The sequence below is a fragment of the Methyloterricola oryzae genome (assembly GCF_000934725.1).
GTDB classification, from domain to species: domain Bacteria; phylum Pseudomonadota; class Gammaproteobacteria; order Methylococcales; family Methylococcaceae; genus Methyloterricola; species Methyloterricola oryzae.
In genome coordinates this window covers 94,116-108,397 of sequence record NZ_JYNS01000006.1, presented here as the reverse complement: position 1 = coordinate 108,397, position 14,282 = coordinate 94,116, and the positions used below count along the sequence as shown (strand labels likewise).

Below are 14,282 nucleotides of genomic sequence, written 5' to 3'. Positions count from 1 at the left end.
GAAATGAATTCTTTTTGGTTGCGCTTCCTTGATTTGCGGATGCGGCCCGGCCTGAGCCTGGGCGAATCGTTAAAAGCCTTATCGCTTGTTGTCGCGGTTACCTTATTCGTATTTTTAGGCATCGCGGAATTTGCCGCGCCCAATATAGAGCTAACTCTAAAAGCCAAAAAAATATCTCACCTTGAAGGGCATGCCTTTACCGTTGGAATTCGTGACACAGTTACTTTTCCGTATGAATTCCGGGGAGACGACGGTCGTAGGGGAACCGCCTCCACGCTGAGGTTGTTCGAGGAAGGTCGTGAACTGGGCCCGGCGCACAGGAGTCATGAAAAAATCAGGCGAATTGGCAAGGGCGCCTTCCAGCATTGGAACCGTGAGCTTTACTTCTCCAGCTCCGACGGGAGCGATCCCCGTAGTAATGGATATCGTTATACAGTTCATGGCGTTGCGAGGGTGATCCCGGGATTATGGGCTTGTAGTGGTTTATTGCTTTTTCTGGGATGGATGGTTAGTTCCGGTTTCCGGCATTCGGTGCTGATTTGCGCAACGACGGGGATCCGGAGGGTACATATATCTGGAACATCGCTCGCCCTCGTGACCGGAGGTGCAATCATCACGGGTGTCGTTTCACTTGGTTATCAATGGTACTCAGGCAATAGTGACTGGTTGGGGATTTCCGGGTTTCTTCCGGTTAGTGACGCAAATAACTACTGGCAGTGTGCCGTTCTACTCCAAGACGGAAAAGCGATCTGGGCATCTAATATCGCAGACTGGTGCGGGCGACGGGTTATTTATCCGAGCATGCTTTCTACGTTGCTGAGTGTGACGGGCTGGAATTTTTGGGCGACTCTTCTCGCACAATCCATAATAGTTTCCTTATCGATAGCGTCGCTCTCAGTGGCATACTACCCTTGGACTGGCCGGTTTGGCGCCGTTTTAGTGTACTGCTTGCTTTTTGTATTCGCATCGCAGTACGCGTTCGGTGTGGTTATGACTGAGGTACCGGGGATGGCATTCGGGTGTTGTGCGATTTCATTGCTTGTTTCCGGAAGTATGGTAGCTTCCCGCCGCCAGATTTTCCTCGGGCTTGCGTTCATGAGCCTGGCGCTGGTCGCGCGAGCGGGGGCAATGGTCGTTATTCCGTCACTTTTTCTATGGGCGATGTGGGTCTTATGGCATAAGCATCGAAAGCTAATAGCGGGAGCATTCGGCCTATTAGTGGCCTTAGTCTCAGGGTTTGCATGGCAATGGCTGTTGCTATTTTTGCAAGGGCGTGACAGTTCAGCGACATTCGGAAATTTTTCCACCACGCTTTACCGACTGTCGAAGGGGGGCGAGACATGGGCAGAGGCGTATGCTGACCATCCCGAACTTTTTGACGCCAAAACTCCTGAATCGGTGGCCTTTAGGGCCATCTACCGGATTGCTTTGCAAAATATTCAGGAACAGCCAGGGGTGCTGTTAGCAACGTATTGGCGTGAGATTCAGCGATATATTCCTGAGATGGCCAGTCTCGGGTTCGAGGGTCCGGTTGGGGCTCTTGTCTGCTTTCTTTTTTTATGTGGATTCTATGTGTGTATCAAGCAATGGCGGGCGTCTTGGGCTAGCTTGTTACTGGCTATTTGCATTCCAGAAATCCTGGTGGGGCCGTTGCTGTTTGCTGATGGCGGAGAGCGGATATTCGCGGCAACTATCGGCGGCCGGGTGGTTCTCGTTGCGGTCGGGGCCGTGGCAGTGATGAAAGGATTTCCATTGCGAGGAGCACGATTGACTCAGACACCGTACCTGGAGAAGCGCATGTTCATCTCCGGGGAACGATTTTGTAGTTCACTCGCTACATGGTTAGGAGGGTTTATCGTATTGACGACTCTTTTGCCGCACACGCAAGCTCTAGGATTCGCAAAATTATTACCATTGCGGGTTCCACAGTCGTGCGAATCGCCATATGAAACGAATTTACTTCGTTTGGATAAGGAGTCAATCAGTTTCGGAATTCTAAACTCGGGCAAGTCATCGATCATGCCGTTGCGTGTTGATGCGTCGCGGGTGCGCGAAGGGTTGCCAAATGACTGGTACGCTGATGATTTCAGAGACACTGAACCTCCAACCCTCCTAATTCACGGTATTGATCGTAGCGGCAACTCACTCGGTGGGCGGGTACGTTATCTGGTCTGGAAGGGCGAAATGCCCAAAGGCGACCGACTTGTGTTAGCTTGTGTCGACCCTAACGAAGCCCTGGGGTTCGCCGGTACGAGTTATTCGGTAATAAAAAAGCTAATTGAACTCTAGATGTCTGTATGCGATTGACAGGGACGTGACGTCGTACTGAGCATGGAATTTGTCACAAGTTAGTCAGCCGGCGTCGCACGAATGGTGCCGCTATTTGATCAATAATGTAACTTCTGATATGCATTCCGGATAGAACTCGCAGGGCAATCGCGTGAAGGAAATTGCTGATTTTGGCGATAGTCGGCAATTCTAGGATGCTATAAATCACCTTGTGAACTATAAACTTTTGAGATATGGAAAGAAAGCTGCGGGATGGGCCTTTTCTGAGCATTTTTTAACTAGGAAGACCCGCGTCTGTGGTGGCCGTCGCGCAATTTGAGCGATCTGCAAGGTACTGTGCGGAGCCGAAAATTGGACCGGTGTGGCGTTGTGGTGACAGGCGAAGTTGTCGTGCGTGAGTCAGTTTTTGCCGCTTAGCCAAGGTTGTCCACGCGTGGCAAGTACGAATGAGCGATAGCCCGACGAAATGTGGCGGAATTCAAACAGTGAATTTTGAGGAATCGGCGTGCTCTAGCTTGCTGTTACGATGCCCTTAGCGAATTCTTGCCAAGGACCAAGCTATTGCTTGCTGACCCTTCCTTAACTGCTGTTTGGTTCATCTTCGCGTAGATCTAATTGCCACTTCCCCCTGAACAGAAAGTCGCTTTAAGTAATGAACTCAAGAAAAATTAATGCACTAACCTCTTTGCGCAAAAGAGATAATATTGGTCTCCACTTCCTTACCAGAAGGAGTGACGCGTCTCTCTTTGGGAAAGACATAATAGATTCCTATGGCCATCTCTAGAAACGATCTAAAAGGCAGTGCCGTTAGATTGCTTAAAGTCGCCGTCACTATTAGCCTTCTCGGTTTTTTGTCGTCAAAGGTTGACTGGGCTGTCTTCGCCGCAATTTGGAGCACAGTCAATCCGGCCTGGATTTTAGCTGCCTTGATGGTCGGCGGGTCAGCTCAATTTGTTAGCAGCGTAAGGTGGTGGTACTTGTTGAAGGTACAGACGATCGATATCGCCCTAGCGTCTGCCTTTAGTCTTATCTTGATAAGCCAGTTTTTCAATCTGTTCATGCCAGGTGCAGTAGGCGGAGATGTTATCAAGACTATTTATGCGGTGCGTTACGCTCCCAGTAAAAAAACCTACGTCGCATTATCTGTTCTAATGGACCGGCTTGTCGGTATTGTGGTGATGGCCATTGGTGCTCTGATTTCGATAGTCGCTCAATTAAGTAACCTGTCGGCGAGCTCCGAGTTAATGGGCATTAGCTATTGGCTGCTTGCCATGCTAGGCGCGGTGGTGTTCGGCGTCGGACTTCTTGCATTAACACCGCCTGATTTCTTCCGTCGGGTATGTCCAAGCTTATGGGAAAGGATTCCTAACCGGCACATCATTGAGTTGCTGATCAAAGGATTTCATCAACATGGTAGAGCGCTCAAGGATTCCTTGCTGGCAGGCGCCTACGGGATCGTCACATATATCCTTGTGTGCGCGGTTGGCATCCTTCTTGGCCTTGCGATGGATCTCCAACTTGATTCGCTTTCCCTTGTGTTGATTTTGACAATTGCTATCTTCGTTGCGACCGTGCCAATAAGCATTGGGGGGCATGGAGTAAGGGAGGGTGCCTTTGTCGTGCTTTTCGGGCTTTTCGGCAAGACTTCCGGACAAGGCGTCGGAATTGGTAAAGAACAAGCTATTGTCTATTCGGTGCTGTTCTTCTTGGCCTTTGCGGTTTGGGGGATTCTTGGAGGATGGCTATATATCGCGAAAAGTCCGAAAGCCTCGCCCGGGGAGTGCGATGTGGACGGCTGAAAGTAAATTTCTTTTTTTGGGCTGAGGAGCCGTGAGCGCATATTTCGTATTTTCCCCCAGTTGAGGCACGGCTCAAAGCAAGATTCTTCTATATTAATGCACCACGTGATTTACCTGGAACTGGTCGGTACTCCGCGGCCAGACAATGATGGAGGTGCAGTTCAACGACCATCTTTTTTATCTATGAACCTGGACGCTGATAATATCTGGACACGTTGGGAACGCGTATTTCATGCCACCAATGTATTGTACACCGAGGTACCCCAGCCGGCGAGGCTTGTGCTGGTTAGTGTTGAAGTATCGCGCCTTGTGCTAATCAGGGCGCTGGCCAAGATCGCAGCAAAATGCGGCTTCAAGCAGTTGAGCGAAAACATCTATGGATTCGTCGGGAGTAATGAACGTCGTTCGATACCGTGGTGGGCCACTTTGTTATTCACGTCAAATTCACGGGTTCGGTTGATTAAGCCTTGGTTTTACCTGGAATATTTTGAGGATGGCCACCTCATTTCACGGCACCCACGTAACAAGGCGGGCTTTTCAACGCAGGTTTTCGAGTGCGGTCAAACTCTAACGTTTGAATTTCTCAGTGCACGAAACAACCCCATTGCCTTGAAGTTCCCAATTTCATCCTCTGTGCCAGCTCGTGCCCGAATATGTTTTTACGAAAAGGGCGAGGGCATGCGGCATTTTCTTGGATCGTCGGAATGCCGCATTCCATATAACACTCCTGATGGGGTATTGCGGGTCGACCTTAATCAGCTAGATCCTACGGAAACGACGGATAAACCTTCGTGGCTTAGTTTGTTCAAACTTATGGACAGGAGTGAGCGACGCAATCACGGACGCCAAAGCGACCTACGTAGGATAGAAGTGAGTTTTACGACATGGCCGATCCAAACTAACGGATTTATCAATGTATTGTGTGCACAAGACTCCCAGATAGAAGTCCTTGATGTATCAGATCTAGGAATAATTCCTAGTGTTAGCGTTGTCACATTACTCTACAAGAAAGAGCAAGAAATACCTGAATTCGTGCAAGCGATATGTGGCCAGGACTTTCCTGGGGCCGTTGAGGTTATAGCTGTTGAGGATTCGAGCCCAGATCAATCGTTGGAAGTTTTCAGCCAATCGATAGATGCTGGTAGTAGCCTTCGGCCGGCATCGTTCCAACCCGTTGTTTGGCGCTTGCACCGGAATAGTGAAAACCTCGGCAATTGTGCATCTCGGAATATTGGCATGTCCCAAGCTAATGGCGACATAGTATTCGTAATGGATTGCGACTGCATCCCTAATCGTGCCTTCTTGACCGAACATGCATTCGCACATGCCATTCAGAATGCCGACGTTGTTGTCGGGCCGTATAACATTGAGACAGGGTCAACCCCAGCAAAGCTCAAGATCGCCGAATTGGGACGTGACGTAAATTTGGTCTTGAGTCAGGCTGACCTGCAAGATCCAATCAACTATCATGGATTCCTAAACTGCATTACCCGCAACCTTTCCTTCAAACGAACCTGGCTCGATCGGGTGAGGTTCGATGAAGACTTTGGATACTCGCGCGATCCAGAATCCGGATTTGGTTGGGAGGATATAGATCTGGGGGTCCAGTTCTATAGGCAGGGCGCACGCATTTTTTGTAATCCACACGCGTTCACGGTGCACATTTCCCATCCACCGAATTCTGAACCGTCTAAATTGCCGGTTCGATCGGAACGCAATTTTGCTCGCCTTCTGTCAAAGCATCCAGATCTTGAACTTGTCGCGAGACGCTGGGTATTGTTTACCCATAGCCGCCTGGAAAATTGGCTCGCAGCTCACCATTGTGAGCCCACGGAAAATACCGTCCAACTGCGCGAACGACTGACGAAACCGGAATTGCCGCGGTTCAGCATCAAGAAGCAACGGCCACTCAGATTACTGACCTATAGGTGGCATCCATCCCACCAGTATGAAATCTACAAGCTTGGCCATCGCTTCGATCTGGCGCGGTCAAAGGATATTCCGCTTACCGGGTTTACCGAACAATGGGACTACAACTATCGTGCTCTGCCCGCCAACGCGGCGTTTGTGGAATTGGATAAAGTTGACTTTCGGGCGTACGATGCCGTGCTGTTGCATTTTGATGAAAATGTGCTCGACTGGCAGAATACAAACGGTGTTTTATCCGAGAACTGGGGGGCATCGTTTAGGTACTTCATGGAGAATATTCCTTTACCGAAGGTCGCGGTCTGTCATGGTACTGTTCAGTTTCGGGGCATGTATCACTCGTTTTACGATGGCCCCGATTTATGTCATGAAATTGAGGAGTCTAGGCAACGGCTTGTCGACTTTATGGATGATACATTGATTATTTGTAATTCCCATCAGGCTGAGAAAGAATGGCGGTTCAAAAATTCGCGGGTGATCTGGCAAGGATTTGATCCAACCGAATTTCCCGAAGCTACCCGAGAAAAAGGAATATTGACCTTGGGGCGAAGCATGAAGGAGCGCCCTTATTATCGGGGGTACTACTTTTTCAAAGAGGCAACAAAGAGCCTCTCAGCCGATCAGCAGCCGGTGGGGCTTGTGGTTGACGAGCCCAGCTTCCCGCATGTGAGGAAAGGAAATGAATATGCTCAATGCCGATTTAGAGCATACGTCGATGCAATTCGGCAATACTCAATCTACTTTAATCCAACACTAAGATCACCAATGCCGCGCTCCCGTGGTGAGGCGATGATGTGTGGCTTGGCTACCGTGAGCGCTAGGAATCATGATGTTGATATGTTTATCCGCGATGGTGTCAATGGATTTATCGCAACCGAGCCACAGGAGGCCGGAGAACAGCTACGTTTCCTGTTAAAAAATCCAGCGTCAGCGACGCGTATGGGGAAGGCCTCAAGGGAAACGGCTATGGACACCTTTAACCATGATCGATTCTTGTCTCAGTGGAGGTTTGTTCTTGCCGAGATTGCTGGTTAGCGCGTGACAATAGCATAGTCAACGCGATATACCGACAACGAGGAACTGACGAATCGCTCAGTGCAGAGTTGAGTAAAACGAAAGGCATAGATAAGCGTCCTCTGAGTATGCATGGGGCTAATGCGGAGTATTTTATGTTGAGATGTGAGCAAAACCGGGGCGCCTGTGAGGGGGTGTGAGTTTTTCTCAATCTTTTGTTGGAACTTCTTATAGCGCCAACTTAGTGTTCAATCCGGCGCCTTGTATCGAGAGTTTGCGTGGGTCGCGTATGAAAGTTTGGCTGTTCACCTACCATAATTAGAAGGCTGAAAGATGCTTTTTTACCTGAATACAAAACAAAAAATTGCGCTTGCGCGCGTGCTTCAATCAGTCGTTATGACGCTTCGTAGCGTTCTAGGAAAAGGTCCCCTGACGGAGGTTACCCGCGCTGGGATTAGGTGGCGCCTCGATTTGCGTGAGGGGATTGACTTTGCTATTTGGTTGCTAGGGAGTTTCGAGCCGGAAACGGTTCGCGCTTATCAGCGTATCATCAAGAAGGGCGATGTGGTTTTGGATATTGGCGCCAACATTGGAGCCCATACACTTTTGTTGGCGGAAGCGGTCGGAAGTGAGGGCAGGGTAATTGCGTTTGAACCGACCGACTATGCGTTCTCTAAGCTGATGCAGAATTGCGAACTTAACCCACAATTGCGGATGCAGATTAGCTGCAATCAATTGATGCTTGTAGGCTCTGAATCGAAAAGTCGGGACACACCTGGGCTATATTCAAGCTGGCCATTGAAATATGACGAGGCTCTACATGGCGTTCATCAAGGACGACTTATGCCGATCTCTGGGGCGGCAGTTCGATGTTTAGACAGTGTAGTGAACTCAATCGGAATCGATAGAGTGGATTGCATAAAGCTGGATATTGATGGGCATGAGTCCGATATGTTGAAGGGAGGTAGTGAAACACTGTCGCGATGGCATCCATCGATTGTTATGGAGCTTGCGCCTCATGTGCTGCAGGAATGCGGGACTACTTTGCAGGAGTTGACTGGAATATTGCATTCTCATGGATACCGGTTTTATTCCGTGAGCGATGGAAGCCCGTTGCCGGACGATCCTGTCGCGTTGGCGCGACTGATCCCTAAGGGGGGAAGCATAAACGTTCTTGCGAAATTCGCAGTCTAGCAAAGCCCTAAGGCGAAGAACCAAAGCAATATGAATACCGCTGATCATGGTTTCGAATACTTTGTAGTCTCTGGGAGGGGGCGGCTTTGGCTCTTCCTTGGGTTTTGCGTTGTTTTGCTATTTTTCGGGAGGAGTGCGAGCGGGTCTATTATGGAGGGAGACGGAATTTCCTATGACTTGGGCGGCAATGGATATCCAATCCTATATGCGGGTGAAGCGATAAGTTCTTCCGAGCGTATCGAGAGCATTTCCTTTTTCGAGCCTATTTTTGGAGAGCATAGGCGGTCCGTTAACCCAGCAAGACCTATACTCAATGGGCAAAAGCAGATCATTTTTAACAGGCCCGGTGAGTATTATCTTAAAATTAATGTGCAGCATAGGTTAAAAGTACTTGTACTTAGTAAAGCGGAGCCTGTGTCTTCCGACGTGCTTCGTATATTTGATTTTTTGTTGGCCAATATGGTGTTTTGTGACGGGAATGATGCGGATTGGTATGCTGATGCCGAGAAGGCGATTGGTAGGCTATTCACGTCGAAGGCTCCACTCGCTCTCTTATGCGGGCCATCGCATGAATTATTCAGGAGATTGGTCGCAGATAGGTTGGCGCTACCAAGTCGTATCGCAAGTTTCCCCGGGGTTTATATGCGCGAGTCCATGATTTTGAGGAGTGCGCACAACGTCGCGGAGGTTTATTTGCCCGATTTTCATAAGTTCGTTTTTTTCGATATAAACAATGCGTTTGCTGCAAAGTGGCTTTCGGCTATTGAGTTAAGCAGTGCGATTCATTCTGTGCTCGATGATGATGTTGTGCTTACCCCAGAATTATTGCGTTCGCTCGGTCTCAAGGTTCATGATCCGAGAATACGAGTATTAATGCCAAAGTCTAGCTCCTGTAAATCGTATGATGAGCCTGGCAATTTCACTTTTGATAGATCGTTGCTCTCATCGACGAAAACGAAAGATTATTGGATCAATTTGGGGACGTATTTATATGGTGGTGTGGCATACAACGGGTTTTGGAAAGGATATGGTGTTGATTATCTCGAGTATCTGACATTTGCGTCCCTTCACAAGAATCCAGACCTTCTGTCCGCGGTTATTAGTTGGGATAATGAATATGGGCTGGAGCCGAGAGTCGTCACTCCGGATGATTTGAAAGCTGCGCTCGATAATGGCGTTCAGGCCATTATCGAGTCGAAGCCATGGTTGCGCCGTATCAAGAAGTATAATATCAAGAAATATTTGAATAGGTGATCTGCAATTGCTTGCAGTTGTAGATTTCTCCTAGGTTGTTATTGGTTCAAACCGATTGTCGGCATGATGACTGAAGGAACAAAGGCCATAGTCGTTATACCGACAAAGAATGGGGGAAGGGTGTTTCAGCTTGTGCTACAAGCCCTTTCCGATCAAGAGGTGGCTTGGCGGTATGACATACTGGTAGTGGATTCAAGCTCGACTGACGGCACATTGGAGTATTGCCGGCAACGGGGGATTAGAGTGCATTCGATTGTTGCCGAGGATTTTGGTCATGGCCGTACGCGGAATCTAGCCATTTCGCTCACGGAGGGTGAGTTCGTGGTGCTTCTCACGCAGGATGCGCTACCGGCGAGTCGTCAATGGCTCTCAAAGTTGGTCGCTGCTGTCGAGCAGCGGGACGACGTCGCCGGCGCGTTCGGTCGGCAACTACCTTACCCTGAGGCCGATCCGTACACAGCCCGTGACCTGAGTGCACATTTCGACAAGTTTCTGAAGTGGCCTCGCATGCTTAGGCTCGACGACGCCGAGCGCTACCGATCGGACGAGCGCTATCGACGGGTTCTGCATTTTTTCTCGAATAGCAATGCCTGTATCCGTCGGAGTGTCTGGGAGAAATTTCCGTTTCCTGATGTGGATTATGCGGAAGATCAACACTGGGCACGTACGGTTATCGAGGCGGGTTACGCTAAGGCGTACTGCGATGAGGCTGCAGTTTTTCACTCACATCAATACTCTGTAGTGGAGAGTGCGCGCAGGGCATTCGATGAGGCTATTGCGTTGAAGGCTGGTTTCAACTTTGACCCTTGTCCTACGCTTATGACGGCACTAACGGAGTCTTTCCGGCGGACGCAATATGATTGGACCTATTCTATTGGACTGGGAAAGGCGCTCGAACACGTATATTGGATGCTTCGCTCGCCGGTCCATAATTTCTTCCAGCAATTCGGGTTCTATCTTGGGGGCCGGCATGATCGACTTCCAGACTGGCTGATCCGTCGAATTTCACTGGATCGGGCAACAAAAGACGGACGCTGGCGTCCAACTCGAACCTAGCTCTTAATGTTAAGGGACGTCTTCGTGCGGAGCATCAGGCACTGAGGATACTCCAGATCCGTTATGGAGATGATCGTCCAAGGCTTTCGCGATGGCGTGGGTCGCTTGCAGCTGTTGTAATTTATGAGCCTCGATCATTTCGGTAAGTCGGGACGTTTCCTCGTGCAGCGCGGCTTCCAGCGCGCGGAGTTTGCGTGCCACGCTCGGCAAAGTGAACAGCAACCATGCGGATTCCAGAACGTAACCAAGAACTGGAATTCTCATGGCTAAGCGCAAGGCAAAGCGAGCCGTAAGGCCTTTGATCGTTACTCCCTGCCTTCGTCCTTCTGCAGAATAACGCAGTCGCCCTAGGACCTCGATTTTTTCCAAGCGACCCAGTCGAATCTGCTCCAAGTAATAAGCGCTACCTTCTATATCTGGATCGCGATTGAGGGCGGCCAAGTAGGCGCATCGTATGAACGCCTTGTCATTGAATCGCAGGAGTTCTTCAGCGGCGTAGCCGTTCTTGCGAGAAAACTCGGGCAATTCGACATGAGTTTCGGATGATGGCAGTGAGTCGTTATTGGGCGATGGCGGGAGTTGCTTCCCAGGAGGGGAGGGTAAATGCGATCCCGTGACGATCTTCTTAAGTTCAACATTGTTGCGCACCGAGCGCATAATGGATTCGGTTCTAATCGGCTCAGGCGAGTCTGAATTCATATCGTCGACGGCAATGGTTGGAAACGTGCTATAAAGCTGGCCTACGTGAGCCTACCGCAAGAGCAAGCTGTTGGATTTTCAGTTCGCAATGTGCCGTTGCGTGCCCTGCCGCACGATGATAAAGCATTTTGAAGCTGTAACTGGTGCGTATTCTTCTCTGTTGTAACGCCTATCCGCCGAATTTTGTTGGCGGCGCCGAGCTAGTGGCGCACTATCAGGGGCTGGTGCTGAAGCAAAGAGGGCACGACGTTCGAGTCTTTGCCGGTGAACGCGCCCAAGCAACGCCGCGACATGATTTGAGCATCGACCGCTATGAGGGTCTGGACGTTTTTCGCGTCCTGTTGACCCAGGCTGATTGCCGCAGTGAAGCCGTCAATTTTGCTCAGCCTCGAGTCGAAGAATACTTTGAAAAGCTGCTGATCGATTTTCGACCTCACATCGTTCACTTTCACAATTTGGCCGGGCTCTCGCTAAGGATCATCAGGATGGCGAGGGAGTTCGGCGCGCGGACGCTGATGACGCTCCATGATCATTGGGGGTTTTGTCTGCGAAACACGCTCGTCAAAGCCGATGAGACGCTGTGTTCCGATTTCAGCGCCTGCAGCGGGTGTCAATCGGAGGTGCTTGATGGAGGGGGCCGCCATGTCCCTATCCATTTGCGTCAGGATTACTTCTCTCTCATGATGCGCGAAGTCGATGTATTTGTGTCACCCAGCCAGTACTTGGCGGATGCGTATCTGCGCGCCGGTTTCCCGGCAGGAAAGATGCGGGTGATCTGGAATGGCCTTGATCTGGAACGTTATACCAATTTGAGCCGGAATCCAGTTGCGGGAAAGGTTCGGTTCACCTTCATTGGAACGTTTGGACGACATAAAGGTGTTCATGTGTTGTTAGGCGCTCTCCCGTTGCTTCGCCATCGGAGTCGTATGGAGGTGACTCTGGTCGGTGATGGGGGCCAGTTGCCCGAATATCAGAAGCAGTTGCGCCAGCATCGCTGCGAGGCCTTGCTCCATTTCAGGGGAAAGCTGACCAATAGCGATATCCCCGGCGTTCTGCGGGAGACGGATGTATTCGTGCTGCCTTCCATCTGGCCGGAGAACCAGCCAGTGTCGATCACCGAGGCGATGGCCAGCGGCGTGGCGGTCATCGCCTCGAACTTGGGAGGGATTCCCGAATTGGTCGAGGATGGCAAGACGGGCTATCTGTTCGAGGCCGGGAATTCCGCCGATCTGGCCGAAAAGATGGACGCCTTGATCGAAGCGCCGGAGTTGATCGAGGCATTTGGCAAGGCCGCGCGAGAAAGGATGCGGGACAATTCGTTTCAAATGCAGGTGGATAAATTGGAGCACCTGTACTCAGATGTTCTCGAAAGCCCAGCCGCCGTTGCAGGATCAGAGCAGTCAGAGCAGAAGCTTATTGCTTGCTTGGGAGCGCACGTGGACACGCTCGTTGCGGAGGCGTTGCAACTGCTGCCGCTGTATTACACTGGTCAGGCGCCACTGATCGTTATGGCCGACTGGCTGACCGAGTCGCAGATGGGAGAGGCAGCCCTGCTTTGGGTATCCGGTCCCATGGATCAGTGGGCTGCGCTTGCCGCTGCCGGACGCTATGTTCTTCCGCTGCTGGTACCCGAGAGTTGCGACTTGTTGACGACCGAGTGTAGGGCGCGGAACTGTGGCCTTTATTTTGCCGACGCCCATGAGGCGGCGGCTTGCATTGGCTACCTCCTGACCCACGAGCGCGAACGCCTTGCACTGGCCGACAATCTGCAGCGTGCCTTTTGGCCGCCTGATGCGCGCGCAGCAGAGGGGGTTTGCGCCCCATGAAGGTTATCCTCGGTGTGGACGCCATTTCCCAGCCGCTGACCGGCATTGGCCGCTATGCCTATGAACTGGCGGCGGGCTTGCGCCGGCGCCGGGCCGAAGGCATCGATGCGCGATTTTTTGCCATGGCGCGCTGGATCGAGGATCCAGAAAGTCTGCTCGATCCCATGCGGCCTTCCGCTGTGCTTAGGCGCAATATCGCCCATGTGCCTTTCAGCGGTGTCCTGCGCAGACTGTATCAACGCGCGAGCCGTTACAGGTTCTCGCGTGAAGTGCGCAAGCTTCAGGGCTTCCTGTATCATTCACCCAACTTTTACATGGTGCCGTTCAACGGACCGACGATCGCCACCATTCACGACCTGTCGGTTGTGCACCATCCGGAGTTTCATCCGGCTGACCGCGTCGCCTTCATGGGGCGCGAGTTGCCGGCGGCGGTCGAGCGTTCCGACCATATCGTCGTCGTTTCGGATTATGTGCGGCAGGACCTGGTTGAAACCTTTGGTCTTGCGAAGGAGCGGGTCAGCGTCACCCATCTGGGGGTTGATGCGCGGTACACGCCGAGAGCTGAATCCGAGCTTGAGGAACTGCGGGCATATGGCGTCACTCCGGGGCAATACTGCCTGTGCGTTGCCACGATCGAGCCGCGCAAGAATATTGGCGGTTTGCTGGCTGCGTTTGGGTCGCTACCCGCCAGTCTCCAGGATCGCTATCCGCTGGTGTTGATAGGCGATCACGGTTGGAAGAGTGAGGCGATTCACCGTCAAATTGCCGAGCTTGCGGCGAGGGGGCGATGCAAATATCTGGGGTATGTGCCAGAAGCTCAACTCCCGCTGTTCTACAGCGGCGCACGGCTGTTTGCTTATCCGTCGTTTTCGGAGGGATTCGGCCTCCCGGTACTTGAGGCGATGGCTAGCGGCGTTCCGGTGATCACATCCAATCGCAGTTCCTTGCCGGAGGTGGCGGGTGGCGCGGCGCTGCTGGTGGACCCGATGGCAGAGGAGGCGTTGCGGGACGGGATGGAGCAGCTTTTGGAAGACGAGCAGGCGAGGGGGCGCGCGGTTGAGGCAGGGCAAAACCGGGCGGCCGCATTTACCTGGCCGCGCTTCGTGGAGGAAACCCTCGCTGTTTATCGCCAAGTTGCCGCGGACCACGGCCTCGCCGGTCAGTGAGGCGACAATGTATTGTGGCTATGGACTCTGTAGTGTGGGTGGCACGCCCTTTTGTTGAT

The 14,282-nt window shown here is 51.5% G+C and carries 9 protein-coding genes; 8 read left to right on the top strand and 1 reads right to left on the bottom strand.

Annotated elements, in window-relative coordinates; all coding sequences use genetic code 11:
• Positions 1 to 3: 3 nt before the first annotated feature.
• The 6 genes from EK23_RS23270 (at position 4) to EK23_RS10135 (ending at position 10,532) form a co-directional block, all read left to right on the top strand.
• Positions 4 to 2,289: a glycosyltransferase family protein gene (locus tag EK23_RS23270; protein ID WP_145998622.1), complete on the top strand. Its 2,286-nt coding sequence runs from the start codon at positions 4 to 6 to the stop codon at positions 2,287 to 2,289.
• Positions 2,290 to 3,059: 770 nt separating this feature from the next.
• Positions 3,060 to 4,088 carry a lysylphosphatidylglycerol synthase transmembrane domain-containing protein gene (locus EK23_RS10155; RefSeq protein ID WP_045225241.1) on the top strand — a complete coding sequence of 343 codons (1,029 nt, stop codon included), beginning with the start codon at positions 3,060 to 3,062 and terminating at the stop codon, positions 4,086 to 4,088.
• A 96-nt stretch (positions 4,089 to 4,184) separates the two neighbouring features.
• Entirely contained in the window at positions 4,185 to 7,049 is a 2,865-nt protein-coding gene (locus EK23_RS22480; protein WP_082054093.1) for a glycosyltransferase, read from the top strand.
• A gap of 312 nt (positions 7,050 to 7,361) precedes the next feature.
• Complete coding sequence (locus tag EK23_RS10145; protein WP_052808095.1) at positions 7,362 to 8,222, top strand: FkbM family methyltransferase; 861 nt, start codon at positions 7,362 to 7,364, stop codon at positions 8,220 to 8,222.
• Positions 8,223 to 8,252: 30 nt separating this feature from the next.
• On the top strand, positions 8,253 to 9,476 hold the full coding sequence (locus EK23_RS10140) for a hypothetical protein (protein WP_045225240.1): 1,224 nt from the start codon (positions 8,253 to 8,255) through the stop codon (positions 9,474 to 9,476).
• A 63-nt stretch (positions 9,477 to 9,539) separates the two neighbouring features.
• Positions 9,540 to 10,532 (top strand): glycosyltransferase family 2 protein, encoded by a 993-nt coding sequence (locus EK23_RS10135; RefSeq protein WP_200892135.1) that lies wholly within the window; start codon positions 9,540 to 9,542, stop codon positions 10,530 to 10,532.
• A 9-nt stretch (positions 10,533 to 10,541) separates the two neighbouring features.
• On the opposite strand, the gene EK23_RS10130 is transcribed toward EK23_RS10135, so the two are convergent.
• Positions 10,542 to 11,231, bottom strand: a complete 690-nt coding sequence (locus tag EK23_RS10130; protein ID WP_082054092.1) for a DUF4214 domain-containing protein — start codon at positions 11,229 to 11,231, stop codon at positions 10,542 to 10,544.
• Between the two features lie 143 nt (positions 11,232 to 11,374).
• Between EK23_RS10130 and EK23_RS22475 the strand changes: the two genes are divergently transcribed.
• Both EK23_RS22475 and EK23_RS10120 read left to right on the top strand, forming a co-directional pair.
• Positions 11,375 to 13,057, top strand: a complete 1,683-nt coding sequence (locus EK23_RS22475) for a glycosyltransferase family 4 protein (protein WP_045225238.1) — start codon at positions 11,375 to 11,377, stop codon at positions 13,055 to 13,057.
• Entirely contained in the window at positions 13,054 to 14,223 is a 1,170-nt protein-coding gene (locus EK23_RS10120) for a glycosyltransferase family 4 protein (RefSeq protein ID WP_045225237.1), read from the top strand. Before EK23_RS22475 ends, EK23_RS10120 begins: the two co-directional genes overlap by 4 nt.
• Positions 14,224 to 14,282: the final 59 nt, after the last annotated feature.